This window comes from Streptomyces sp. GESEQ-4, from assembly GCF_017948455.1.
Lineage (GTDB): Bacteria > Actinomycetota > Actinomycetes > Streptomycetales > Streptomycetaceae > Streptomyces.
The window spans coordinates 75,860-100,938 of sequence record NZ_JAFFSU010000024.1 but is presented as its reverse complement, the minus strand read 5'-3'; the positions used below and the strand labels follow the sequence as shown (position 1 = coordinate 100,938).

The 25,079-nt window shown below is 70.5% G+C and carries 16 protein-coding genes; 7 read left to right on the top strand and 9 right to left on the bottom strand.

Translation table 11 applies throughout. The features are described from left to right. Positions 1–29: 29 nt before the first annotated feature. Positions 30–695 carry an HAD family hydrolase gene (locus KCH48_RS33460; protein WP_210580202.1) on the top strand — a complete coding sequence of 222 codons (666 nt, stop codon included), beginning with the start codon at positions 30–32 and terminating at the stop codon, positions 693–695. Between the two features lie 60 nt (positions 696–755). Here the strand turns inward: KCH48_RS33460 and KCH48_RS33455 are convergent, their stop codons facing one another. Continuing rightward, positions 756–1,322 (bottom strand): DJ-1/PfpI family protein, encoded by a 567-nt coding sequence (locus KCH48_RS33455; RefSeq protein WP_210580200.1) that lies wholly within the window; start codon positions 1,320–1,322, stop codon positions 756–758. Between the two features lie 851 nt (positions 1,323–2,173). Here KCH48_RS33455 and KCH48_RS33450 point away from each other — a divergent pair. Then, complete coding sequence (locus KCH48_RS33450) at positions 2,174–7,111, top strand: NAD-glutamate dehydrogenase (protein WP_210580198.1); 4,938 nt, start codon at positions 2,174–2,176, stop codon at positions 7,109–7,111. Between the two features lie 90 nt (positions 7,112–7,201). Here KCH48_RS33450 and KCH48_RS33445 read toward each other — a convergent pair whose 3' ends face one another. Beyond that, complete coding sequence (locus KCH48_RS33445; RefSeq protein ID WP_210580196.1) at positions 7,202–8,059, bottom strand: ABC transporter ATP-binding protein; 858 nt, start codon at positions 8,057–8,059, stop codon at positions 7,202–7,204. Further along, the gene (locus KCH48_RS33440) at positions 8,052–8,975 is read right to left on the bottom strand and encodes an ABC transporter permease (protein WP_210580188.1); all 924 of its coding nucleotides are present in this window, start codon (positions 8,973–8,975) and stop codon (positions 8,052–8,054) included. Before KCH48_RS33440 ends, KCH48_RS33445 begins: the two co-directional genes overlap by 8 nt. Positions 8,976–9,158: 183 nt before the next feature. On the opposite strand from KCH48_RS33440, the gene KCH48_RS33435 reads away from it, so the two are divergent. After that, positions 9,159–9,797 (top strand): TetR/AcrR family transcriptional regulator, encoded by a 639-nt coding sequence (locus tag KCH48_RS33435; protein WP_246886252.1) that lies wholly within the window; start codon positions 9,159–9,161, stop codon positions 9,795–9,797. Between the two features lie 13 nt (positions 9,798–9,810). On the opposite strand, the gene galE is transcribed toward KCH48_RS33435, so the two are convergent. Further along, entirely contained in the window at positions 9,811–10,791 is a 981-nt protein-coding gene (gene galE / locus KCH48_RS33430; RefSeq protein WP_210580177.1) for a UDP-glucose 4-epimerase GalE, read from the bottom strand. 95 nt (positions 10,792–10,886) lie between these two features. Then, positions 10,887–11,351, bottom strand: a complete 465-nt coding sequence (locus KCH48_RS33425; RefSeq protein WP_210580175.1) for a MarR family winged helix-turn-helix transcriptional regulator — start codon at positions 11,349–11,351, stop codon at positions 10,887–10,889. Between the two features lie 123 nt (positions 11,352–11,474). Between KCH48_RS33425 and KCH48_RS33420 the strand changes: the two genes are divergently transcribed. Then, positions 11,475–11,888 carry an organic hydroperoxide resistance protein gene (locus KCH48_RS33420; RefSeq protein WP_210580173.1) on the top strand — a complete coding sequence of 138 codons (414 nt, stop codon included), beginning with the start codon at positions 11,475–11,477 and terminating at the stop codon, positions 11,886–11,888. A 153-nt stretch (positions 11,889–12,041) separates the two neighbouring features. Here KCH48_RS33420 and KCH48_RS33415 read toward each other — a convergent pair whose 3' ends face one another. From KCH48_RS33415 to KCH48_RS33400, 4 genes are all read right to left on the bottom strand, one after another. Beyond that, a complete protein-coding gene (locus KCH48_RS33415; RefSeq protein WP_210580171.1) occupies positions 12,042–12,950 on the bottom strand; it encodes a carbohydrate ABC transporter permease in 909 nt (302 codons plus the stop codon). After that, a complete protein-coding gene (locus tag KCH48_RS33410; protein ID WP_210580169.1) occupies positions 12,947–14,287 on the bottom strand; it encodes a carbohydrate ABC transporter permease in 1,341 nt (446 codons plus the stop codon). The genes KCH48_RS33415 and KCH48_RS33410 overlap by 4 nt, the downstream gene beginning before the upstream one ends. Positions 14,288–14,291: 4 nt before the next feature. Then, entirely contained in the window at positions 14,292–15,668 is a 1,377-nt protein-coding gene (locus tag KCH48_RS33405; RefSeq protein WP_210580167.1) for an ABC transporter substrate-binding protein, read from the bottom strand. A gap of 226 nt (positions 15,669–15,894) precedes the next feature. Then, the gene (locus tag KCH48_RS33400; RefSeq protein ID WP_210580250.1) at positions 15,895–19,911 is read right to left on the bottom strand and encodes an FHA domain-containing protein; all 4,017 of its coding nucleotides are present in this window, start codon (positions 19,909–19,911) and stop codon (positions 15,895–15,897) included. Between the two features lie 392 nt (positions 19,912–20,303). Between KCH48_RS33400 and KCH48_RS33395 the strand changes: the two genes are divergently transcribed. The 3 genes from KCH48_RS33395 (at position 20,304) to prfB (ending at position 24,824) form a co-directional block, all read left to right on the top strand. Continuing rightward, on the top strand, positions 20,304–21,974 hold the full coding sequence (locus KCH48_RS33395) for a serine/threonine-protein kinase (protein ID WP_210580165.1): 1,671 nt from the start codon (positions 20,304–20,306) through the stop codon (positions 21,972–21,974). Positions 21,975–22,109: 135 nt separating this feature from the next. Beyond that, positions 22,110–23,366 carry a serine/threonine-protein kinase gene (locus tag KCH48_RS33390; RefSeq protein ID WP_210580157.1) on the top strand — a complete coding sequence of 419 codons (1,257 nt, stop codon included), beginning with the start codon at positions 22,110–22,112 and terminating at the stop codon, positions 23,364–23,366. 351 nt (positions 23,367–23,717) lie between these two features. Beyond that, complete coding sequence (prfB, locus tag KCH48_RS33385) at positions 23,718–24,824, top strand: peptide chain release factor 2 (RefSeq protein ID WP_210580155.1); 1,107 nt, start codon at positions 23,718–23,720, stop codon at positions 24,822–24,824. The last annotated feature ends 255 nt before the right edge of the window (positions 24,825–25,079 follow it).

Genomic DNA, 25,079 nt, shown 5'->3' with positions numbered 1-25,079 from the left:
TGTCAGTGGTGGCGGGTACGGTTTTTGGCATGGGGATGCAGACGGACGCGCACATTGTCTGGGACTGGAACGGGACGCTGTTCCACGACAACGAAGCGATCATCGGGGCGACGAACGCGGCTTTCACCGAGCTGGGGCTCGACCCGATCACGATGGAGGAGTACCGGTCGCTGTACTGCGTGCCGGTGCCGAAGTTCTACGAGCGGCTGCTGGGGCGGCTGCCGACCGAGGACGAGTGGTTGGTCATGGACGAGACCTTCCATCGGTACTACACCGAGCACCGGGTGACGTGCGGGCTCACCGAGGGTGTCGCCGAGCTGCTGGAGAGCTGGCGGTCGGCGGGGCGCAGCCAGTCACTGCTCAGCATGTACGTCCATGACGAACTCGTCCCGCTGGTGCGGGGGTTCGGGATCGAGCCGCACTTCATACGGGTCGACGGGCGGACCGGGCCGTCCGGGGGCAGCAAGGCCGAGCACATGGAGCGGCACGTCGCGGCGCTCGCCGGTGTGGACCCCGCTCGTACGGTGGTGATCGGGGATGCCGCGGATGACGCGCTGGCGGCGCGTCATGTGGGGGCGCGGGCCGTGCTGTACACAGGGGGGTCGCACAGCCGGGCGAGTCTTGAGGAGACGGGAGTGCCGGTGGTGGACACGTTGGGGGAGGCGGTCGCGGTGGCGGAGCGGTTGGCCGCGTGACGCCTGCGGCGGGCGTGCGGGTGGAGGTGGGCGCTTAGGTGGGGTGCTCGGGTCGGTGGCTCAGGTTGCTGGGGCCTTCGCGCGGAGGACGGTGAGGAACTCTCGCATCCAGCTGGGGTGGTCGGGCCAGGCGCGGGAGGAGACGAGGGTGCCGTCCACCACAGCCTCGGTGTCCTGGAAGGTGGCGCCGGCGGCCTGCATGTCCGGCTCCAGCGCCGGGTACGCGGTGACGCGGCGGCCTCGGAGGCTGTCTGTCGCGGCGGTGAGGAGGGGGCCGTGGCAGATCTGGGCGACGGGTTTGTCGGCGTCGAAGAAGGACTTGAGGATCTTGCGGAGTTCGGGGTCGTTGCGGAGGTACTCCGGGGCTCGGCCGCCGGGGATGACGAGGGCGGCGTACTGGCCGGGGTCGACGTCGGCGAAGGCCAGGTCTGCGGGCCAGGTGTAGCCGGGCTTTTCGGTGTAGGTGTCGAAGCCGGGTTCGAAGTCGTGGACGACGAACTGGAGCTTTTTGCGGGTGGGGGCGGCGATGTGGACGTCGTAGCCCTCTTCGCGGAGGCGTTGGTAGGGGTACAGGACTTCCAGGGACTCGGCTGCGTCGCCGGTGACGATGAGGATCTTGGCCGACATGGGCTGCGCTCCCCTCGAGGGTGCGGGTGCGGGTGCTATGGGCAACGTGCCTCGGGGTGGGGGTCTTGCCAAGGGGGACGGCGGTGGGGGGTGTTGAGGTGCCGGAGTTTGTGCGGTGCATGGGGTTGGTGCGGGGTGAGGTGGGTCGTGCGACCCGGCACTGGGGCGGGTGCCGCGGGTTGAGGCTGGGCGGGGGTGGGTCGCGCAGCCCGGCGCTGACGGGGTGCCGCCTGCGCCCACCCGTGCCGCCCTAGGCGGCACGAATGCCCGCAGCTTGGCGGAGCGGGACGGCCGCTTGGCGGGCGGATGTCCGCAGCTTGGCCGGGCGGGTGCCGGCAGCTTGGCGGGGCGGGTGCCCGCAGCTTGGCGGGGCGGATGCTCGCACTGGGCCGGAACCCATTCCCAGCCTAGGCGCGGTCCCCGCACTGTGCAGAACGGCAAACTTCAGCCCCCGGTTTTGTACACATACGGCTCATGACGGGGGCCCCGGCCGGAGCGATAGCCTGGTGGCGTGATCAGCGCGATAGATCGCGGGGGCCTTGGTGTCTCCGTTGTGCGCCCGGGGTTCACGGCTGACAGCCGTGGCCGGGCGGTGGTCGCTGGTCTTCGCGGGTGGGAGGGGGCCGGTGAGGCTCCCAGGACGGCCAGTGCACCCGGGGTGCCTGCGGCGCAGAGAGCAGCGTCACACCCCTCGGGCGCGTCGAGAATGGCTGATAACCCCCCGCTCATCTCACCTTGCGGCATAGCGTCGAAGCAGACCGGACACCCCGCGTCGAGACGTTACGTCGGAGGGGAAGAGACCGTACTTCCTTCTACGTCACGCAATGGCGCGCGACAGGAGCCAGAGGACAATGCAGACCAAGCTGGACGAAGCCAAAGCCGAGTTGCTCGACAGGGCCGCCCGGGTAGCTGAGAACAGCCCGGTCGGGGGGTATCTACCGACTGGGACGACGGACGAGGGCACTTCCGGCACCCCGGACCACGACATCGTGCTCGCGTTCCTCCAGCGCTACTACCTGCACACCGCACCGGAGGACCTCACCGACCGCGACCCGGTCGACATCTTCGGCGCCGCCTTCTCCCACTACCGGCTGGCCGAGAACCGACCGCAGGGTACGGCCAATGTGCGGGTTCACACGCCCACCGTGGAAGAGAACGGGTGGACCTGCAGCCACTCGGTCGTCGAGGTCGTCACCGATGACATGCCGTTTCTCGTCGACTCCGTCACCAATGAGCTGACTCGGCAGGGACGCGGCATCCACGTCGTCATCCACCCGCAGGTGATCGTCCGTCGGGATGTCACCGGCAAGCTCATCGAGGTGCTCAGCGACCCGCCGGCCGGCGAGCGTCCGCACGACGCGCACACCGAGTCCTGGATCCACGTAGAGATCGACCGTGAGACCGACCGCTCCGACCTCAAGCAGATCACCACCGATCTGCTGCGTGTCCTCTCCGATGCCCGGGAGGCCGTCGAGGACTGGGAGAAGATGCGGGACGCGGCGCTGCGGATGGCCGAGGAGCTGCCCAGGGAGCCCACGTCCGACCTGCGGGAGCAGGAGGTCGAGGAGGCCAGGGAGCTGCTGCGCTGGCTGGCCGCCGACCACTTCACGTTCCTGGGATACCGGGAGTACGAGCTGCGGGACGACGATTCCCTCGCGGCTGTGCCCGGTACCGGGCTCGGCATTCTGCGGTCCGATCCGCATCACGCCACTGAAGAGAGCCATCCCGTCAGCCCCTCCTTCGAGCGGCTGCCCGCCGATGCCCGGGCCAAGGCCCGTGAGCACAAGCTCCTCATCCTCACCAAGGCCAACAGCCGGTCGACCGTGCACCGGCCGTCGTATCTCGACTATGTGGGCGTCAAGAAGTTCGACGAGAACGGGGAAGTCGTCGGTGAGCGGCGGTTCCTCGGGCTCTTCTCGTCCGCCGCGTACACCGAGTCCGTCCGCCGGGTGCCCGTCATCCGGCGCAAGGTGGCCGAGGTGCTGGAGGGGGCCGGGTTCTCGCCCAACAGCCACGACGGGCGCGATCTGCTGCAGATCCTGGAGACGTACCCGCGCGACGAGCTGTTCCAGACGCCGGTCGACGAACTGCGGTCCATCGTCACCTCCGTCCTCTATCTGCAGGAGCGACGGCGGCTGCGGCTCTACCTCCGCCAGGACGAGTACGGGCGCTACTACTCGGCCCTCGTCTACCTCCCGCGCGACCGGTACACCACGGGCGTACGGCTGCGGATCATCGACATCCTCAAGGAGGAACTCGGCGGTACCAGCGTCGACTTCACGGCCTGGAACACCGAGTCGATCCTCTCCCGGCTGCACTTCGTCGTCCGGGTCCCGCAGGGCACCGAGCTGTCGGAGCTGAGCGACAGCGACAAGGAGCGCATCGAGGCACGGCTGGTGGAGGCCGCCCGTTCCTGGGCGGACGGGTTCGGTGAGGCGCTCAACGCCGAGCTCGGCGAGGAGCGGGCGGCCGGGCTGCTGCGCAAGTACGGCAACGCCTTCACCGAGGGCTACAAGGCCGACCACTCCCCGCGCGCCGCGGTCGCCGACCTGGTCCACCTGGAACAGCTCACCGAAGAGCAGAACTTCGAGCTGAGCCTGTACGAACCGGTGGGCGCCGCGCCCGAGGAGCGCCGCTTCAAGATCTACCGCAAGGGTGCCCCCGTCTCCCTGTCCGCGGTCCTGCCGGTCCTCAACCGGCTCGGCGTCGAGGTCATCGACGAGCGGCCGTACGAACTGCGCTGCTCGGACCGTACGACCGGCTGGATCTACGACTTCGGCCTGCGCATGCCCAAGCTGGCCGGTGCCGCCGGTGACTACCTGGGCGACGACGGGCGCGAGCGGTTCCAGGAGGCCTTCGCCGCCACCTGGACCGGCAAGGCGGAGAACGACGGCTTCAACTCCCTGGTGCTGAGCGCCGGTCTCAACTGGCGGCAGGCGATGGTGCTGCGGGCGTACGCGAAGTACCTGCGCCAGGCCGGCTCCACCTTCAGCCAGGACTACATGGAGGACACCCTCCGCAACAACGTCCACACCACCCGGCTCCTCGTCTCGCTCTTCGAGGCGCGGATGTCACCGGACCGGCAGCGGGCGGGCCGGGAGATCGTGGACGCCCTCCTCGAAGAGGTCGACGCGGCGCTCGACCAGGTCGCGTCGCTCGACGAGGACCGGATCCTGCGGTCCTTCCTCACCGTCATCAAGGCGACCCTGCGGACGAACTTCTTCCAGGAGGCCGTGGGCGGCCGGCCGCACGACTACGTCTCCATGAAGTTCGACCCGCAGGCGATCCCCGATCTGCCGGCGCCGCGTCCGGCGTACGAGATCTGGGTGTACTCGCCGCGGGTGGAGGGTGTGCACCTCAGGTTCGGCAAGGTCGCACGCGGTGGGCTGCGCTGGTCCGACCGCAAGGAGGACTTCCGGACCGAGATCCTCGGCCTGGTCAAGGCGCAGATGGTGAAGAACACCGTCATCGTGCCGGTCGGCGCCAAGGGCGGGTTCGTCGCCAAGCAGCTGCCGGATCCGTCCGTGGACCGCGACGCGTGGCTGGCCGAGGGCATCGGCAGCTACAAGACCTTCATCTCGGCGCTGCTCGACATCACCGACAACATGGTGGCCGGCGAGGTCGTCCCGCCCGCCGACGTGGTCCGGCACGACGAGGACGACACCTACCTCGTGGTCGCGGCCGACAAGGGCACGGCGACGTTCTCGGACATCGCCAACGAGGTCGCTGGCAGCTACAACTTCTGGCTCGGCGACGCCTTCGCCTCCGGCGGCAGCGCCGGGTACGACCACAAGGGCATGGGCATCACCGCGCGCGGCGCCTGGGAGTCCGTGAAGCGGCACTTCAGGGAGCTGGGCGTCGACACCCAGTCCGAGGACTTCACGGTCGTCGGCATCGGCGACATGTCCGGTGACGTGTTCGGCAACGGCATGCTGCTCAGCGAGCACATCCGGCTGGTCGCCGCCTTCGACCACCGGCACATCTTCATCGACCCGAACCCGGACGCGGCCACCGGGTACGCCGAGCGCCGCCGGGTCTTCGAGCTGCCGCGCTCCAGCTGGGCCGACTACAACACCGAGCTGCTGTCGGCGGGCGGCGGTGTGTTCCCCCGCAGCGCCAAGTCGATCCCGATCAACGGCCACATCCGGGAGGCCCTCGGTATCGAGGGCAAGGTCGCCAAGATGACCCCGGCCGACCTGATGAAGGCGATCCTCAAGTCGCCGGTCGACCTGCTGTGGAACGGCGGCATCGGTACGTACGTCAAGGCGTCCACCGAGTCCCACGCGGACGTCGGCGACAAGGCGAACGATTCGATCCGGGTCGACGGCGCCGACCTGCGCGTCAAGGTCGTCGGCGAGGGCGGCAACCTGGGCCTGACCCAGCTCGGCCGGATCGAGTTCGCCCGGCACGGCGGCAAGATCAACACGGACGCGATCGACAACAGCGCCGGCGTGGACACCTCCGACCACGAGGTGAACATCAAGATCCTGCTCAACAGCCTGGTCACGGACGGCGACATGACCGTCAAGCAGCGCAACAAGCTGCTCGCCGAGATGACCGACGAGGTCGGCCGGCTGGTCCTGCGCAACAACTACGCGCAGAACACCGCGATCTCCAACGCGCTGGCCCAGTCCAAGGACATGCTCCACGCCCAGCAGCGCTTCATGCGCCACCTGGTCCGCGAGGGCCACCTCGACCGGGCCATCGAATTCCTGCCCACCGACCGTCAGATCCGCGAACGCCTCGGCGCGGGACAGGGGTTGACCGGTCCGGAGACGGCGGTCCTGCTGGCGTACACGAAGATCACGGTCGCCGACGAGCTGCTGCACACCTCACTGCCCGACGACCCCTATCTGCGCGGTCTGCTCTACGCGTACTTCCCGGCCCCGCTGCGCGAGAAGTTCCCCGAGCACATCGACAGCCACCCGCTGCACCGCGAGATCGTGACGACCGTCCTGGTCAACGACACGGTCAACACGGGCGGTACGAGCTTCCTGCACCGGCTGCGCGAGGAGACCGGGGCCTCCCTCGAGGAGATCGTGCGGGCGCAGACCGCGGCCCGGACGATCTTCCACGCGGCCGCGGTGTGGGACGCCGTGGAGTTGCTCGACAACAAGGTCGAGGCGGCCGTCCAGACCCGTATCCGACTGCACTCGCGCCGGCTGTGCGAGCGCGGCACGCGCTGGCTGCTCAACAACCGGCCGCAGCCGCTGGAACTCGCCGAGACCGTCGAGTTCTTCGGCGACCGCGTCGAGCAGGTCTGGTCGCAGCTGCCGAAGCTGCTGCGCGGCGCCGACCTCGACTGGTACCAGCAGATCCACGACGAGCTGACCGGCGTCGGCGTCCCGGACGAACTCGCCACCCGGGTGGCCGGGTTCTCCTCCGCCTTCCCGACGCTGGACATCGTCTCGGTGGCCGACCGCATGAGCAAGGAGCCGCTGGACGTCGCCGAGGTCTACTACGACCTCGCCGACCGGCTCGGCATCACCCAGCTCATGGACCGCATCATCGAGCTGCCCCGCGCCGACCGCTGGCAGTCCATGGCCCGCGCCGCCATCCGCGAGGACCTCTACGCCGCCCACTCGGCGGTGACGGCGGACGTCCTCGCGGTCGGCAACGGCACGGATACGCCCGAGCAGCGGTTCAAGCTCTGGGAGCAGAAGAACGCGGCGATCCTCGCCCGCGCCCGCGCCACGCTGGAGGAGATCCAGAACTCGGACGCGTTCGACCTGGCCAACCTGTCGGTGGCGATGCGGACGATGCGGACGCTGCTGCGGACGCATTCGTAGGCGGCGATACGACGATCAGGGCGCCCCGAGCTGCTACAGCTCGGGGCGCCCTGATCGTCGTAGAAGAAGAAACTCCGTGCGAGCGGAGACTCAGGAAGGTTGCGGAACCTTCGGTGCCGCCGCCTTCGGCTTGGGCTTCGGCTTGTTGGGGGCCTTGTCGCCGGTGAACGCCTCGTACTCCTTGAGGACGTCCTCGGTCGGCCCGTCCATGCGCAGTTCGCCACGCTCCAGCCACAGCACGCGGTCGCAGGTGTCGCGGATGGACTTGTTGTTGTGGCTGACCAGGAACACCGTGCCGGCGCTCTTGCGCAGTTCGCGGATCCGGGCCTCGGAGCGCTTGCGGAAGTTGGCGTCGCCGGTGGCGAGGGCCTCGTCGATGAGCAGAACGTCGTGGTCCTTGGCGGCGGCGATGGAGAAGCGCAGGCGGGCGGCCATGCCGGAGGAGTACGTCCGCATGGGGAGGGTGATGAAGTCGCCCTTGTCGTTGATGCCGGAGAAGTCGACGATCTCCTCGTAGCGCTCCTTGATCTGCTCGCGGGACATGCCCATGGCGAGGCCGCCGAGGTGGACGTTGCGCTCGCCGGTGAGGTCGTTCATCAGGGCGGCGTTGACGCCGAGGAGGGAGGGCTGGCCGTCGGTGTAGATGGCGCCGTTCTCCACCGGGAGGAGGCCCGCGACCGCCTTGAGCAGGGTCGACTTGCCGGAGCCGTTGGTGCCGATGAGGCCGATCGCCTCGCCCTTGTACGCGACGAAGGACACGTTCCGCACGGCGTGCACCGTGCGGACGCCGGCCGCCTTCTCGGTCTGCTTGCGGCGCAGCATGCGGTTGAGGGCGGCGGTGGCGGAGCCGCGGCCGGCTCCGGTGCCGTTGACGCGGTAGACGATGTCGACGCCGTCGGCGATGACGGTGGGGACGGGGGGGACGTTCTCAGAGGTGTGATCAGCCACGGCCGTACGTCTCCTCAGCCTTCCAGAAGTAGATGAAGCCGCCGACTCCGGCGAGCAGGGCCCAGCCCGTCGCGATGGCCCACACGTGCGGGGGCAGCTGGTTCGCGTGGAAGCTGTCGATGAGCGCGAAGCGCATCAGGTCGATGTAGACGGCGGCCGGGTTGGCCTTGAGGACCGGGCCGACCCAGGACGGCCAGTCGTGGTGCTTGCTGAGCAGGTGCTCGATGCTCCACATCACACCCGAGGTGTACATCCAGGTGCGCAGCACGAACGGCATCAGCTGTGCGATGTCCGGCGTCTTCGCCCCGACTCGGGCCATGATCATCGACACGCCCGCGTTGAACGTGAACTGCAGCAGCAGGGCGGGGATCGCCAGCACCCAGGAGAAGGCGACCGGGACGCCGAAGACGAGCAGGATGACGACGAGGGCCGCCATCGAGAACAGCAGCTGCTGGAGCTGCTGGAGGCACATGGAGATCGGCAGCGCGGCGCGCGGGAAGTGCAGGGCCCGTACGAGGCCCTGGTTGCCGGAGATCGCGCGGGTGCCCGACAGGATCGAGCTCTGCGTGAAGGTCCACACGAACACGCCCGTGACCAGGAACGGGACGTAGTCCGGCACGCCCTTCTTGGTGCCCATCAGCACGCCGAAGATGAGGAAGTAGACCGCCGCGTTCAGCAGCGGGGTCATCACCTGCCAGACCTGGCCCAGCTTCGCCTGGCTGTACTGGGAGGTGAGCCGGGCGGTCGAGAAGGCCGTGATGAAGTGCCGTCGGTCCCACAGCTGGCGGATGTACTCGGGCAGGGACGGGCGGGCGCCGCTGACCGTGAGGCCGTGGCGGGCGGCGAGCGCCGCGAGGTCGCCGTCGTCAGCCGGGGTGGTCGCGGTGAGGGGCGGTGCGTCGAGGACCTGGCTCACATCCGCTGCTTTCGCTCGAGGGGTGGGGGTGCACACGGCGCGGTCCTTGATCCCCTGCTGTTTCCTTACGTGTTTCTTCACGTTCTCTTACGTCGGGACGGGACCGTATCGTCGCAACGCGAGAGTATTCCGATTTAACGTCGGAACGCAACCGTGTCGTCGTAACGTCCTATGCTGGTGCGCATGACGACGAACGCCGACGAGCCAAGGGCCCAGGTGGCCGAACGCCGGCGCCGCAGGCCCCCGGCCGGTGCGGCCGTACTCCGGGCGGATGTGACGGAGGCGATCCGGGGCGCCGTCTTCGAGGAACTCGCGGCCGTCGGCTACGCGCGGATGTCCATCGAGGGCATCGCGCGCCGCGCGGGCGTAGGCAAGACAGCGGTCTACCGCCGCTGGCGCTCCAAACTGCACCTGGTCCTCGACCTGGTCTCCGCCATCGCCGTCCAGGGCCTGCCCGCCCCGGACACCGGCTCCCTCGAGAGCGACCTGCGCCTGCTGTACGAGGTGACGTCCCGGGCGCTGAGGCACCCCGTCGCCTCACAGATCATCCCGGACCTCCAGGCCGAGGCCGCCCGCAACCCCGAGATCGCCGAGGCCATGCAGAAGGCCGTGCGCGAGGGACAGGACGGGGTGGCGAGCGGGATCGTGGCGGCGGCTCAGCGGCGGGGTGAGGTGCGGGAGGGGATCGACGCCGATTTGGCTTTGGATCTCATCTCCGGGCCGCTGTACTGGCGCTCGGTGGTGATCCGCAGCCCGAAGCTGCCGAAGGGGTATCTGGAGGCGTTGACTCGGGCTACGGCGGCGGCGCTCAAGGCGCTCTGAGTGATCGGCGGCCTTACCTCCGCGCCGCCTCCGGATGCAACCGCACCCACCCCTCCCATGCCGACGTCACCATGTCGTGGACGTCGTGCTTCGCCTTCCAGCCCAGCTCCGTTGTGATGCGGTCGGCGGAGGCGACGACGCGGGCGGGGTCGCCGGGGCGGCGGGGGGTGACGGTGGGGGGGAGGTTGTAGCCGGTGGCGGCGTTGATGTGGTCGATCATCTCGCGGACGGAGACGCCTTCGCCGCGGCCGATGTTGAGGGTGAGGTCGCGGCCGGGGGAGGACTGGAGGGCGCGGGCTGTGGCGACGTGGGCCTCGGCCAGGTCCGTCACGTGGATGTAGTCACGGATGCAGGTGCCGTCCGGGGTGGCGTAGTCGTCGCCGAAGATGCGCGGGGGTGCGTTCTCCGTGAGGCGCTCGAAGACCATGGGGACGATGTTGAAGACGCCGGTGTCCGCCAGCTCGGGGGTGGCCGCGCCCGCCACGTTGAAGTAGCGGAGGGAGGCGGTGGCGAGGCCCGTCGCCTTGCCTGTCGCGCGGACCAGCCATTCGCCGGCCAGTTTCGTCTCGCCGTACGGCGACATCGGCACGCACGGCGTCTCCTCCGTCACCAGCTCCACATCGGGCATGCCGTACACCGCGGCGGAGGAGGAGAAGACGAAGGAGGGGACCTCTGCCTGTGTCACGGCCTCCAGGAGGACGCGCAGGCCCTCGACGTTCTCCCGGTAGTACTCCAGCGGCCGGGACACCGACTCGCCCACCTGCTTCTTCGCCGCCAGGTGTACGACACCGGTGATGGCGTGGTCGGTGAGCGCGCGGGTCACGCGGTCGCCGTCGAGGGTCGAGCCGACCACCAGGGGGACGCCGTCCGGGACGCGCTCGGCGATGCCGGTGGACAGGTCGTCGTACACGACCGTCCGCTCGCCCGCCTCGGTCATGGCGCGTACGACGTGCGCCCCGATGTAACCGGCGCCGCCGGTGATCAGCCAGGTCATGTGCGGCCGTCCCCTCGTCAGTTGGCCCGTGTGCTTGGTGCTGCTGGTCGGTCAAAGTGAATCAGTGCAGTGAATCAGGTGCAGTGGAGAAGGCGTCACTCACTCGCCTGCTCCACCGCCCTGTCCAACTCCGTGGTGAGGCGGTCCAGGCGTTCCCGCAGCTCACGGATCTCGTCGAGATCGAATCCGGTCGCGGCGCCGATCCGGCGCGGTACCTCCAGCGCACGCTCGCGCAGCGCCGTGCCGTCCTCGGTGAGCCGGACCTCCACCGAGCGCTCGTCGCGGGCGCTGCGCTCCCGGCGTACCAGGCCGGCCGTCTCCAGCCGCTTGAGCAGCGGGGAGAGCGTGCCGGAGTCGAGGCGGAGGTGTTCGCCCAGCTTCTTGACGGGCAGGTCGCCGTGTTCCCACAGCACCAGCATCACGAGGTACTGCGGGTAGGTCAGGCCGAGGTCCTTGAGGAGGACGCGGTAGAGGCCGCCGAAGGCGCGCGACGCGGCGTTCAGGGAGAAGCAGATCTGCTGGTCGAGGCGGAGCCAGTCCGCGGTGGGCGTGGTGGTCATGCGTCCAGGGTAGCGCTTGTTCGCCATTTAGTTGTGTGCAATTGAATTGTGTGCTCTACTTGTGGTCGTCGAGAGGCGGCCGCACAGGACCGCCGACCGTGACTTGAGAGGGATGGATTTTCCATGGACGCGCTCTACACCGCTGTCGCCACCGCCACCCACGGCCGGGACGGCCGTGCCGTCTCCTCCGACGGCAAGATCGACCTCAAGCTCGCCCCGCCGGTGGAGCTGGGCGGCAACGGCGAGGGCACCAACCCGGAGCAGCTGTTCGCCGCCGGTTACGCCGCCTGCTTCGGCAGCGCCCTCGGTCTCGTCGGCCGCCAGGCGAAGGTCGACGTCAGCGAGGCCGCCGTCACCGCCGAGGTCGGCATAGGCAAGCAGGGCGAGGGCTTCGGCCTGAAGGTCACCCTCCGCGTCGAGCTCCCCGACGGCCTGGACGAGGCGACCGGCCGCAAGCTCATCGAGACCGCCCACCAGGTCTGCCCGTACTCCAACGCCACCCGCGGCAACATCGAGGTCGACCTCGTCGTCGAGTAATCCACGCAGGTGGGTGCGGAGCATCAACTTGTCGCTGGGCCGGGCCGTCCCGCTGGACGCCGGCAGGCGGAGGGGCGAGCCGGTTACCGGCTCGCCCCGGTCGTACGCCATCAATCAGGCTTCCGTCAGGCTTCAATCAGGCCGTCGTACGCGCTACTTCACCGCGCCCGCCATCACCCCGGACACGAACTGCCGCTGGAACGCGAAGAACACGACCAGCGGGATCACCATGGAGATGAACGCGCCCGGCGCCAGGATGTCGACGTTGTCGGCGAACGCGCGCATCTGTGTCTGCAGCGCGACCGTGATCGGCTGGCTGTCGGTGTCGGAGAACACCAGCGCGATCAGCATGTCGTTCCACACCCACAGGAACTGGAAGATGCCCAGGCTCGCGATCGCGGGCCCGCCCAGCGGCAGTACGACCCGGGCGAACAGGCGCAGTTCACCCGCACCGTCGAGCCGGGCCGCCTCCAGCAGTTCCTTCGGGATCTCCGCGAAGAAGTTCCGCAGCAGGAACACCGCGAAGGGCAGGCCGAAGCCCGTGTGGAAGAGGACCACGCCCATGATGTTGCCGAACAGGCCGATCTTGCCGAAGAGTTCGGCGACCGGGATCAGCGCCACCTGCACCGGCACCACCAGCAGGCCGACCACGCCGAGGAACCACCAGTCGCGGCCCGGGAACTCCATCCACGCGAACGCGTAGCCCGCGAGCGCGCCGATGATGACGACGAGGAGCGTCGCCGGGACCGTGATCAGCAGGGTGTTGACGAGCGACTCGGTGATGTCGTCGTTCTGCAGCAGCTTGTCGTAGCTCTCGATGGTGAGCTGGGACGGCTTGGTGAAGACGTCCCACCAGCCGCTGATCGTCATCTCTTCCGGAGGACGCAGCGAGGACAGGAGCAGACCGATCGTCGGGACCAGCCAGAACAGGCCGACGACGATCAGGAAGACCCGGACCGCGCCGCCGCTGACACCTTCCGCGAGGCGTGAGCCGAGGGACTGCTTCGCCTTGACCGGAGTGACCGGTTCGGGCTTGGTGAGCCTGTCGGCATGCGTGGTCATCGCCGCACCTCCCGCCTGAGCCTGCGGATGTTGAACCACATCACCGGGATGACCAGCAGGAGCAGGAACACCGAGATCGCGCTGGCGATGCCGGGTTGGTCCTCGGAGAAGCCCTTGCGGTACAGCTCCAGCGCGAGGACGTTCGCGTCGTCCTGTGCGGAGCCCGGGGCGATGATGAAGACCAGGTCGAAGATCTTCAGGACGTTGATCATCAGGGTGACGATGACGACCGCGAGGACCGGCGCCAGCAGGGGGACCGTGACCCTGCGGAACACCTGCCACTCACTCGCGCCGTCGACGCGGGCCGCCTCCAGCAGTTCGCGTGGGATGCCCGCGAGCCCGGCCGCGATCAGCACCATCGCGAAACCGGCCCACATCCAGATGTACGCCCCGATGATCGACGGCGTGACCAACGACGGGCCGAGCCAGTCCAGGCCGTTGTACGGCTCCTTGAAGTTGCTCGCCGGGAGACGGAGTTGGGCACCGTCGGCCTTCTCCGACAGGGAGAACGTGCCGTCGTCGCCTGCCCTCGCCATCTCCACGACCTTGCCGTCCTTGACCGCCTCGATCTTCATGCCGGGGTAGCCGAGTTCGGTCGCGTCGGGTGCGCCGAGCGTGCCGACGCCCTTGCCGCGGGTGAAGTCCTGCCAGGTCGTGCCGGTGATCCTGCCCGGGTCGGCCTGCGGGGCGACGGCCCGCTTGGCGTCGCCGGGCATCTGGTCGGGGGCGACGCCCACGAGGGGCAGGGTGACCGTGTCGCCGGTGTGGACCGTAGCCTTGGTGATGAAGGCGCCGCCCTGCGCGACAAGGGGTGACTCACGGCCCGGATGCGCCTTCGGGAAGGCCGACGACTCGGCGAACGTGTCGTGGATGCCCACCCACACCGCGTTCGCGACGCCCTTCTCCGGGTCCTGGTCGTAGACGAGGCGGAAGATGATGCCGGCGGCCAGCATCGAGATCGCCATCGGCATGAAGACGACCAGCTTGAACGCCGTGCCCCAGCTGACCCGTTCGGTCAGCACCGCGAAGATCAGACCGAGCGCGGTGGCGACCGTCGGTGCGAACACCACCCAGATGATGTTGTTCTTCAGGGCGGTGCGGATGCCGTCGTCGGTGAACAGGAACTCGTAGTTGTCGAAGCCGGTGAACGAGCCGGACTGGTCGTAGAAACTGCGGACGACCGAGTACCCGATCGGGTAGACCACGAGCGCGCCCAGCAGCACGAGAGCGGGCAGCAGGAACAGCGCTGCCACGGTCTTGCGGGTGCCGGTCACACTCTTGCGCGACTTGGGTGCGGCAGGGGTCGGAGGGACCCCTGCCGCCGTGGCCGACGTCATCGCGTCAGCCTCCGTAGGCGGCCGCCGCGTCCGCCTCCAGCTTCGCCTGCGCGCCCGCGACGTCCTTCGGGTTGCTCAGGAAGTCCTGCAGCGCCTTCCACTCGCCCTTGCCGGGCGTGCCGCCGAAGGCCTGCGGGGCCTGGTCGGACATGTCGAAGCGGAAGTCGTCGCCCGAGTCGATGAGGGCCTTGGCGATCTTCTGCTGCACCGGGTTCGGATACGCCGAGTTGTCCACGTTCTTGTTCGGCGAGAGATAGCCGCCCAGCTTGGCCTGGATCGTCGCCGCGTCCGGGGAGGCCAGGAAGGTGGCCAGCGCCTGCGCCGCCTTCGAGTCCTTGAGGATCACCGCCGCGTCGCCGCCGGAGACCACGGGTGCGGTGTCGCCCACGGCCGGGAAGGGGAACACCTTCGCGTCCGTGCCGACCTTCGCGCCCGCCGTGCCGATGTTGACCTGCGCGAAGTCGCCCTCGTAGACCATGCCCGCCTTGGGCTGGGCACCGCCGGTGAAGGTCTGCGTCACCGAGGCCGGGAAGTCCGTCTGCAGCGCGCCCTTCGCACCGCCGGCGACATAGTCCTTCTTGCCCCAGACCTGGGCCAGCGTGGTCAGCGCGTCCTTCACGGACGGGTCCGTCCACTTGATCTCGTGCTGCGCGAGCTGGTCGTACTTCTCCGGGCCCGCCTGGGAGAGATAGATGTTCTCGAACCAGTCGGTGAGGGTCCAGCCCTCGGCGCCGCCGACGGAGAACGGAGTGACACCGGAGTCGTAGACCGTCTGGGCGGTGGTGAGCAGTTCGTCCCAGGTCTTCGGTTCCGTGGCCCCCGCGTTGTCGAAGACCTGCGTGTTGTACCAGATCAGGGACTTGTTGGCGGCCTTGTAGTAGACGCCGTACTGCTCGCCTCCGACCTTGCCGATGTCCTGCCAGCCCTGCGAGTAGTTCTTGGCCAGCTCGGCCTTCGCCTCGGCGCCCAGCGGCTTGGCCCACTTCTTGTCCACGGCCTGCTTGATCGCGCCGGGCTGCGGGAGCAGCGCGATGTCCGGCGGCTGGCCGCCCGCGATCTTCGAGCCCAGGAAGTTGACGATCGGGTCCTGCGCGGGCACGAAGGAGACCTTGGCGCCGGTGCGCTTCTCGAACTCCGCGAGAACCTTCTTGAAGTTGTCCTGCTCCGCGCCGCTCCAGACGGCGGCGACCTCGAGGCTTTCGCCGTTCAGCTTGGGGAGGGTCACGGTGGTGCCCGTCTCCTTGCCGCCGCCGGCCTGCTCGTTTCCGTTGTCGTCGTCTCCACCACAGGCGGTGAGCGTGAGTGCGAGTGCTCCCGCGAGGACGGTGGCTGCGGTTTTCACGGCCGTGTGTTTCCGGATGGTGCTGTGCGTGCTGCGCATGACTGCCCCGTTCTTCGTTCCTCGTCGAACGTCCGAACGCTGTCCCGTGCGGTCTGGTCTACGCCGGGTGGTGGGGGTCGGCAAGAGCGCGTTCGGTGTCAAGTGGGTGATCGTGACCGCGTCGTGACCAAGAGTGGTGGAGGAGGCGGTGGTTTGACGGGTGCGGCGCCGTGGGGGCTGGTCGCGCAGTTCCCCGCGCCCCTTGGGTCGGACCAGTTGCCCCTCCCTACAACAGCGACGGCACCGCCACCGCTGATACCTCCCGGGCCGCCCGTTCCAGTGCGCTTGCCAGTAGCGCCAGGTCCGTCGGGCCGTTTCCCAGTTCCCGTACGGGGCGCCGGGTCGGAGGGTCGCCCATGCGCTCCCACTCCAGGGGTATGACGGTCGGCCGCAGGGTCGCCGTACGGGGGATGCGGCCTGTGACCCGTCCGCCCTGGAAGGGCGTCACCCGGCCGTCGTCGCAGGTCAAACGCCCGCGCCCCGGTGCCGGCTCGTCCGGTCCCGGCGCCGGTGGGTCGAGGGTGACCCGCAGAGTCGCCCGTTGTGCCGGTTCCGTCTGGGCCGTACGGCCGCCGATACCCGCCGCGGCGACCAGGTGCACGCCCAGCCGCTCGCCCTCCCGGGCCACGGCCTCCAGCGCCCGCATCACGGACCCGGCGGCGGGCCGGCCGGGTGAACCGAGCGCGGGCGACACCAGGGCGTCCAGGTCGTCGACGACCACGACGAGCCGCGGCAACGGCGATATCGCCTCCGCCCGCTGACGCGCCGCCCCCGGCCGCAATCGCAGCGTCGAACTGGACGGCGCGTCGAGATCCCCGGCACCGGCTGCCTCTATGCCCGCTCCTGCCGAGCGCTGGGCGACCATCCGGCCGGACACCTCCCGCCCCCGGTGCCAGTCGGCGAAGTCCGCCCGCCCCAGCAACTCGGCCCGCCGCTTCAGCTCGGCGCTCAGCGACTGCGCGAACTCCCGCATGCGGACTGGGTCGTTGGCGGCGAGATGGGTGGTCACATGCGGTACGTCCGTACAGACCCGCAAGCCCTCGCCGTGACCGTTGCCCGCGGTCACGCTGTCCCGGCCGTCGATCAGCACGACGCTCAGCCGGTCCGGCCGCTCGGCGGCGGCCAGCGACGCGACCACGGCCCGCAGCAGCTCCGTACGCCCGCTGCCGTGCGGTCCCTCGATCAGCAGATGCGGTCCCTCGGCGACGAGGTCCGCGCACACCGGCCCGCGCGGCCCGGCCCCGAGCACGGCAAGCGCCCGCCCGCCGAGCGCCTCCGCGTCGTCGGCCGCGTCCGCCCACCGCGCCATCAGCGACGCCGGAGTGGCCCGGGCCAGCCCCAACTCGTCCAGCAGCCGGGCCACTTGGGGCAACGGCGCCGACACCCTGCCCTGCCGCTCACCCCCGGCACCGTCCGTCCTGAGCGGCGCCAGCGCCCGCGCGAACCGCTCCGCCCAGGCGAGCGAGACGGCGTCCACCGCGGCGACCGTGCCGTGTCCGACGGGGCCGGGCCGCGTGGCGCCCGCCCCCGCGACCCGCAACAGCCGCAGCGCCGTCGCCACATCACCGCTGAGCAGCGCGACGGCCCCGCACTCCCGGAACGCCGGGGACGCCGCGCACGCCGCCTCGTACGTCTCCGTCACCGGCGACGCGGGCGAGGCAGGCGCCGTCTCGGCCAGGCACACCACATGGATGCCGACCCGCGGCCCCTCCGACGCCAGCCGCGCCACCGCGTCCCGCACGTCGGCGCCACCGGGGTCTCCGTCCACGAGGACCACGGTGTACGGCCCCGGGAATCCGCCCTTGTCGGGTACGGCTTCGTCGGCGGCCGCGGCCCAGGAGGGCCGGTGGGCGGCGCCGCGGATCGGTTCCTGGGGGGTGGTGGGGTCGGTGGCGTGGTCCGGGTGGGGCGCGGGGGTGTCGTAGGAGGCTGTGGGGGTGGGGTTGTCAGGGTGCGTCTGGTGCGTCGGGCCGGTGCCGGAGGTGGACGTGCCTGGCAAGGTGGCCGTGGCCCCCGGGCCGCTGTGCAGCTCCGCCAGGTGGTCCTCCATGCGGCGGAGGAGTTCGTCCATGCGGGCGGTGGCCTGTTCGCGGTCGTAGGCGAGAAGGAGCCGGCAGTCCTGGCCGTGGCCCGGGCGGAGGTGGGGGAGCCAGCCCAGCCAGGACCACTCGGCGGTGCGCTCCTGAAGCGGGCGGGAGCGGTCCGCGCTGATCAGGACGACTTCCAGGGTGGAGGGGGAGTGCAGCGCGGTGAGCTGGGCCACGACCGCGCGGGCCAGCCCGGCGAGCCGCGCGCGGGGGCCGGCCAGCCCCAGCGCCCCGACCTCACGCAGATCGGTGGTCACGGGTACGGCGGGCAGCAGGCCGGAGCCGTCGGGTGCCGCCCGGTCTGCCGTGCCCAGTCGGACGGTGAGCGCCTCCGGGTGACCCGGGCCGCGCTCCCACAGCCGGGGGCCGGGGCCCAGCGCCGTCAGCAGCAGCGCCGCCGGGTCCGGCCAGGTCTCCGGCAGCTGGGGTACTGGCACCTGGGGCTCCGCCGTCACATCGGCTACGTCCGCCGGGTCGTACGTCCCGCGCCCGGCCGCCGTCCCCTGCTCGGTGCGACCCCCGGCCAGCCGCCGCGCCCACGCCGTCAGCCCTGCGCGCTTCCGCACGCCCTGCGGCACATCGGTCCCACGGAGGGGAGTCCCCTTCCGCCGGCTCCTCCCGTCGGCAGGGTGAGCCGACGCCTCCGCATCAGAGGCCCGATCACCGAGCCGGTCGTGCACTGCCCCACCAACGCCCACGCCGGCGGCATCCGTACGGGGATCGGGGGTGCCCGGCGAACGCCCGCCCGTCGTGCGGGAGGCGGTGTCGCCGGTCGTCGTCAGGGGATCGGGGTTGTCGAGTGAGCGTCCGGCCGTCGCGCCCGGGCCTGCGTCGCCGTGCGTGCCGCCGGTCGTCGTACGGGCATCGGGACCGCCGTGTGAGCGCCCTGCTGTCGCACCGGAGCCCGCGTCGCTGTGCCGGCCGCCATTCGGCGTACCGAAATCCGGGCTGCCCGGCGAGCGCCCCGCCGCACCGGAGTGGGAGCCGCCGAACGTGTCGTCGCCCGCCGCCGCACCGGAAGCGGTGCTGCCGAGAATGCCTCCGGCACCCGCGCCGGAACCCCGGTCCGGTTGCGCCCCGTGAGCTGCGGCGCCGGGGACCCCGTCGACGGGCCCACCACTGGCCGCCGTACGGAAGGAGCCGCTCTCGCGCCCGCCACCCCCGCGCCCCCCACCCCCAGCCGCCCCGAAGTCGCCACCATCCGCCGACGTACCGCCGGACATCACGCCCGCCCCGCCCGCCCCGCCCACCCCGAACCGGCCGCCATGGGTCTCGCCCCCACCCTCGCGCCCCCGCCCCCGCGCACCCGAGCCACCTGCCGTGTCCGTGTCCGCGTCCGAGGCCGTCCCCCGGCGCTCGATGTGCGGTGCCCCGCCCTGCTCTGGCACCACCGCCGCCGCTTCACCACCGGGGCTCTGCCGACTCTGCCCCTGTGCCACCCAAGTCCCCGCGCCGTACGCGTGAGACGTGGCCCCTGACGCGCGCCCCGCGTGCGGGTCATCGGCGTCCTCGGTGGGCACCCGGACGTGGCCTTCCCCGTCGGGTGCCGTTGGGAGGCGGGGGCCGGGGCCGCCGGCCGGGGCGAGGCGGAGGGCTGACTCGCCGATGCGGAGGAGGGCGCCCGGGGTGAAGCGGACCGGGCGGGTGGTCACGCGGGTGCCGTCCAGCGTCGTGCCGTTGGTGGAGCCGAGGTCGGCGACCGTGACGCGGCCGTCGGCGGCGACGGTGACCGCGCAGTGGAGGCGGGAGACGTCCGGGTCGTCCAGGGCGACGTCGGCGTCGGCGGAGCGGCCGATGTGGATCTGGCCGCCGTGGAGGAGGTGGACGCCGCCCGCGTCCGGGCCCGCGACGATGTCCAGGCGGGTCGGGGCGTCGTCGACCTCGGGGTGCGGTTCGGGCTCGGCAGGGGCGCCCAGGGACAGCACGGCGCCGTCGATCAGCGGAGGCTCGCCCAGGGTGCTGCGCCGGTCGTCGAGCCGCTCCGCGCCGGCGAACAGCACGGCCGGGCCATCGCTGCCGGAGACCGCGGAGGCGAGGGCCGACGCGACCGCCGACAGAGCTGTGCCCGCGGGGGCCGTGATCAGTACGTCGCAGCTCGCGGCACGGCCGGGCGCGGGCGCCCCCAGGGGGTCTACGACGGTCAGCCTGATCTGCATCGCCGTCAGCGGTCCCTTCTGCACGGGCGCGGCGCGGGCTTCCCCACCCCACACAAGCACGTCGGCCAGTACTGGAAGCATCCTCGCACCCGCCACTGACAACGCGCCCCCCGCCAGGTGCCAAGTGATCTTGATTGGTCGGCTCTGCCCGCAAAAGTGCCTGACCAATACCCCACCGTTGATCGTTCGGGAGCGGATTGAGATCGGTCACGTCCGGGTCCGGCAACCGGCGGACCGGGTCGAGCGTCTTTCCTTCGAACAGGTTCGGGAAGGCGTACGTAAACGGAACGGAAAGCAGAACTGAGCGAGCACAGGAAGACGGCAGCCCGGTGCCGGGTGCGGCGGCACTACAGTGGGTCGGAAACGCAGGCAAGCAGCAGGGAGCACATGACGTGCGGCCGGTAGGCAGCAAGTACCTGCTCGAGGAGCCGCTCGGACGCGGCGCCACGGGCACCGTCTGGCGAGCCCGTCAGCGGGAGACCGCGGGCGCCGAGGCGGCCGTGGCAGGCCAGCCCGGCGAGACCGTCGCGATCAAGGTCCTCAAGGAAGAGCTCGCAAGCGATCCCGACATCGTGATGCGCTTCCTGAGAGAGCGGTCCGTCCTGCTCCGGCTCACCCACCCGAACATCGTGCGGGTCCGTGACCTGGTCGTCGAGGGCGATCTGCTGGCCCTGGTCATGGACCTGATCGACGGCCCCGACCTCCATCGCTACCTGCGCGAGAGCGGCCCCCTCACGCCCGTCGGCGCCTCCCTGCTCACCGCACAGATCGCCGACGCGCTCGCCGCCAGCCACGCCGACGGCGTCGTCCACCGCGACCTCAAACCGGCCAACGTCCTGCTCGCCCAGCAGGGCGGCCAGATGCACCCGATGCTGACCGACTTCGGCATCGCACGCCTCGCCGACTCCCCGGGCCTGACCCGCACCCAGGAGTTCGTCGGCACGCCCGCGTATGTCGCGCCCGAGTCCGCCGAGGGCCGCCCGCAGACCTCCGCCGTCGACATCTACGGCGCCGGAATCCTGCTGTACGAGCTGGTCACCGGCCGTCCGCCGTTCGCCGGCAGCTCGGCGCTCGAAGTCCTGCACCAGCATCTGAGCGCCGAACCGCGCCGCCCCTCCACCGTCCCCGACGCGCTGTGGACGGTCATCGAGCGCTGTATGCGCAAGAACCCGGACGAGCGGCCCAGCGCCGAGAACCTCGCCCGCGGCCTGCGTGTCGTCGCCGAGGGCATCGGGGTGCACGCGAACTCCGCGCAGATCGCCGCCGCCGAGAACGTCGGTGCGCTCCTCGCACCCGACCCGGCGCCCGCGACCGTCCCCGGATCGGGCATCCCCGGTTCCGCCGACCCCACGCAGGTGCTGCCGCACGGCGCCGGGAACTACGACCCGAACGCCGCGACCAGCGTCATGCCGCACACCAGCGGCCCGGCCGGCGCGGCCGATCCGACCGCCGTCATGCCGCCGGTGCCGCAGGGACAGCCGGGCGGGCAGCCCGGGCGCCCCGACGACCCGCACCCCTGGCAGAACCAGATGCGGGCTGCCCGCGACCGCAACGAGCAGACGCAGGTCCAGCACCTCGACCCCAACCAGGACCCGCTGCGCCGCCGGCCCCAGCGGCAGGTCGCCCGGCCGCAGCAGCCGCCGCCGCAACCTCAGCAGCAACAGCCGCCACGCCGACAGCAGCGGCGGCAGCAGCAGCCGCAGCAGGGTTACGGCTATCCGCCGCAGCAACAGCCGCAGCAGTACGCCCCGCAACAGCCCCAGCAGCCCCAGCAGCCTCAGCGGTACGCGCCGCCCCAGCAGCCGCAGCAGCCCCAGCGCGAGCCCCGGCAGCCGCGGCAGCGCAGTGCCAACCGGATGAAGATCCCGGGGCTCGGCTGTCTGAAGGGGTGCCTGTTCTCGATCGTCATCCTGTTCGTCGCGGGGTGGCTGGTCTGGGAGCTGAGCCCGCTGCAGGAGTGGATCGGCACGGGCAAGAGCTACTGGGACCAGATCGGCGACATGTTCAGCACGGTCAGCGGGTGGGTCGAGGACCTGAGCGGCGGGAGTTCCGGCTCCAACTGACGTCGCCTTCGCGGTGTTCGTGGCGGCGGGGTTGGTGATTTGTCGACACCTGGCGGGTGATTTCCGCCTCCGCGGTGAAGGTTGGCTCGTCGGACGCGTAGTTTTAGCGACTAACACGCGTCCGTAGGAGCAGCCTTGGCACGGAAGATCGGCAGCCGGTACACCGCCCACCAGATCCTCGGGCGGGGCAGCGCCGGCACGGTGTGGCTGGGCGAGGGGCCGGACGGGCCCGTCGCCATCAAGCTGCTGCGCGAGGACCTCGCGTCCGACCAGGAGCTCGTCGGACGCTTCGTGCAGGAGCGCACGGCACTGCTGGGCCTCGAGCACCCGAACGTCGTGTCCGTGCGTGACCTGGTGGTCGACGGAAACGATCTCGCGCTGGTCATGGATCTCGTACGAGGCACCGATCTGCGCACCCGGCTGGACCGCGACCGGCGGCTGGCCCCGGAGGCGGCCGTCGCGATCGTCGCGGACGTGGCGGACGGGCTGGCGGCCGCGCATGCCGCCGGGGTCGTGCACCGGGACGTCAAGCCGGAGAACGTGCTGCTCGACATGCAGGGCCAGCTCGGGCCCGGGAGTTCGCACCGGGCGCTGCTGACCGACTTCGGTGTGGCGAAACTCATCGACTCGCCGCGGCGGACCAAGGCGACGAAGATCATCGGCACGCCGGACTACCTCGCGCCGGAGATCGTCGAGGGACTGCCGCCGCGGGCGTCGGTCGACATCTACGCGCTGGCGACCGTGCTGTACGAGTTGCTGGCCGGCTTCACGCCCTTCGGGGGCGGGCATCCGGGCGCGGTGCTGCGCCGCCACGTCACGGAGACGGTGGTCCCTCTCCCCGGCATTCCCGACGAACTGTGGCAGTTGCTCGTCCAGTGCCTTGCCAAGGCGCCGGCCTCGCGGCTGCGGGCCTCCGAGATGGGGGCGCGGCTGCGGGAGCTGTTGCCTCTGATGGCTGGGATGCCGCCGCTGGATGTGGACGAGCCGGATGCGGATGCCGAGGCGGCGGAGGAAGCGGAGGAGGCCGTCGGGACTGGTGCGGCGGGCGCTGAGCGGGGGGAGCGGGTGCGGCGGCGGGGGGCGGTGCCGCTGGTGCCGGGGGCTAAGCCGGCCGATTCCAATCGGGACACGCATACGTCGATGAGGGTGCCGGGGCCGGATGAGCTGGCCGGGGGTGCGCGGGGGACGGCGCGGGTGCCGCGGGCGGCGGGGGCGCCTCGGCCGGGGTCCGCGCGGCATCGGGCGGTCACTCGGCGGCGGAGGGCGGCGGTGGGGGTGGCTGCGGTGGTGTTGGTGGTGGCTGCGGGGGTGGGGACGTGGCTGGCTACGTCGGGGGACGATGCGGACGCGACTCCCCAGGACACGAACAACTCGGCGCCGGCCACGCCCTGAGTGTTCTTCGCCCCCGCCGCCCCTACCCGTCCCATCCTGAAGGGGCTCCGCCCCTTCGACCCCGCCAGGGCTGCGCCCTGGAACCCCGCGGGGCTTCGCCCCTGCACCCCACCGGGGCTTCGCCCCTGCACCCCACCGGGGCTTCGCCCCTGCACCCCACCGGGGCTTCGCCCCTGCACCCCACCGGGGCTTCGCCCCTGCACCCCACCGGGGCTTCGCCCTGGAACCCCGCGGGGCTTCGCCCCTGCACCCCGATCGGCCTTCGGCCTCGTCCTCAAACGCCGGACGGGCTGGACAGCAAGCGACGCTCACCCGGCGTTCCTCGGTTGGCGGAGCCGTTACGCTGGGGGTGTGGCAGTCGTCGATGTATCCGAAGAGCTCAAGTCCCTCTCCTCGACCATGGAGTCGATCGAGGCCGTTCTGGACCTCGACAAGCTGAGGGCAGACATCGCCGTGCTCGAGGAGCAGGCGGCCGCGCCGTCCCTGTGGGACAACCCGGACGAGGCGCAGAAGATCACCAGCAAGCTCTCCCACCTCCAGGCGGAGGTGAGGAAGGCCGAGGCCCTGCGCTCGCGGATCGACGATCTTGCCGTGCTGTTCGAGATGGCCGAGGAGGAGGACGACCCGGACACCCGCGCCGAGGCCGACGCCGAGCTCATCGCCGTCAAGAAGGCCCTCGACGAGATGGAAGTGCGGACGCTCCTCAGCGGCGAGTACGACTCCCGGGAAGCGCTCGTCAACATCCGCGCCGAGGCCGGTGGCGTCGACGCCGCCGACTTCGCCGAGAAGCTCCAGCGCATGTACCTGCGGTGGGCCGAGCAGCACGGCTACAAGACCGAGGTGTACGAGACGTCGTACGCCGAAGAGGCCGGCATCAAGTCGACCACCTTCGCCGTGCAGTCGCCGTACGCCTACGGGACCCTCTCCGTCGAGCAGGGCACGCACCGGCTGGTGCGGATCTCGCCCTACGACAACCAGGGGCGCCGGCAGACCTCCTTCGCGGGCGTGGAGATCCTCCCCGTGGTCGAGCAGACCGACCACATCGAGATCGACGAGTCCGAGCTGCGCGTGGACGTGTACCGGTCGTCCGGGCCCGGTGGCCAGGGCGTCAACACCACTGACTCCGCGGTGCGGCTCACCCACCTTCCCACCGGGATCGTCGTCTCCTGTCAGAACGAGCGGTCGCAGATCCAGAACAAGGCGAGCGCCATGAACGTGCTCCAGGCCAAGCTGCTGGAGCGGCGCCGCCAGGAGGAACAGGCCGCGATGGACGCGCTCAAGGGCGACGGCGGCAACTCCTGGGGCAACCAGATGCGTTCGTACGTCCTGCACCCGTACCAGATGGTCAAGGACCTGCGCACCGAGTTCGAAGTCGGCAACCCCGAGGCCGTGTTCAACGGCGAGATCGACGGGTTCCTCGAGGCCGGAATTCGCTGGCGCAAGCAGCAAGAGAAGTAACTTTGTCGACAAGGCAACTGCCGCCACCTCGGCGGTAGTTGCCTTTTGCGTGCCTGCATGTCCGGGTTTTACATCACACTCACAGACTCCAACCCATCGCATAGTCGCCGTAATTGGACATCGCGCCTGTAAACGGCCTTGACGTTGCTCTGAAAAATGGGAAGGGTAAAGCGTGGCATGCGTGTCTCTGGGGCGCATGTGAACCGGGGGGCCGTGAGTTCAGCTATCCCGTCGATCACAGCCCCGAGCGCCGCC

Coding starts and splice junctions, on each gene's coding strand:
- galE (WP_210580177.1), bottom strand. CDS start 10,791: ATGACCTGGCTGATCACCGGCGGCGCCGGTTACATCGGGGCGCACGTC.
- KCH48_RS33455 (WP_210580200.1), bottom strand. CDS start 1,322: ATGTCGGCCAAGATCCTCATCGTCACCGGCGACGCAGCCGAGTCCCTG.
- KCH48_RS33420 (WP_210580173.1), top strand. CDS start 11,475: ATGGACGCGCTCTACACCGCTGTCGCCACCGCCACCCACGGCCGGGAC.
- KCH48_RS33410 (WP_210580169.1), bottom strand. CDS start 14,287: ATGACGTCGGCCACGGCGGCAGGGGTCCCTCCGACCCCTGCCGCACCC.
- KCH48_RS33425 (WP_210580175.1), bottom strand. CDS start 11,351: ATGACCACCACGCCCACCGCGGACTGGCTCCGCCTCGACCAGCAGATC.
- KCH48_RS33450 (WP_210580198.1), top strand. CDS start 2,174: ATGCAGACCAAGCTGGACGAAGCCAAAGCCGAGTTGCTCGACAGGGCC.
- KCH48_RS33435 (WP_246886252.1), top strand. CDS start 9,159: ATGACGACGAACGCCGACGAGCCAAGGGCCCAGGTGGCCGAACGCCGG.
- KCH48_RS33405 (WP_210580167.1), bottom strand. CDS start 15,668: ATGCGCAGCACGCACAGCACCATCCGGAAACACACGGCCGTGAAAACC.
- KCH48_RS33400 (WP_210580250.1), bottom strand. CDS start 19,911: ATGCAGATCAGGCTGACCGTCGTAGACCCCCTGGGGGCGCCCGCGCCC.
- KCH48_RS33415 (WP_210580171.1), bottom strand. CDS start 12,950: ATGACCACGCATGCCGACAGGCTCACCAAGCCCGAACCGGTCACTCCG.
- KCH48_RS33460 (WP_210580202.1), top strand. CDS start 30: ATGGGGATGCAGACGGACGCGCACATTGTCTGGGACTGGAACGGGACG.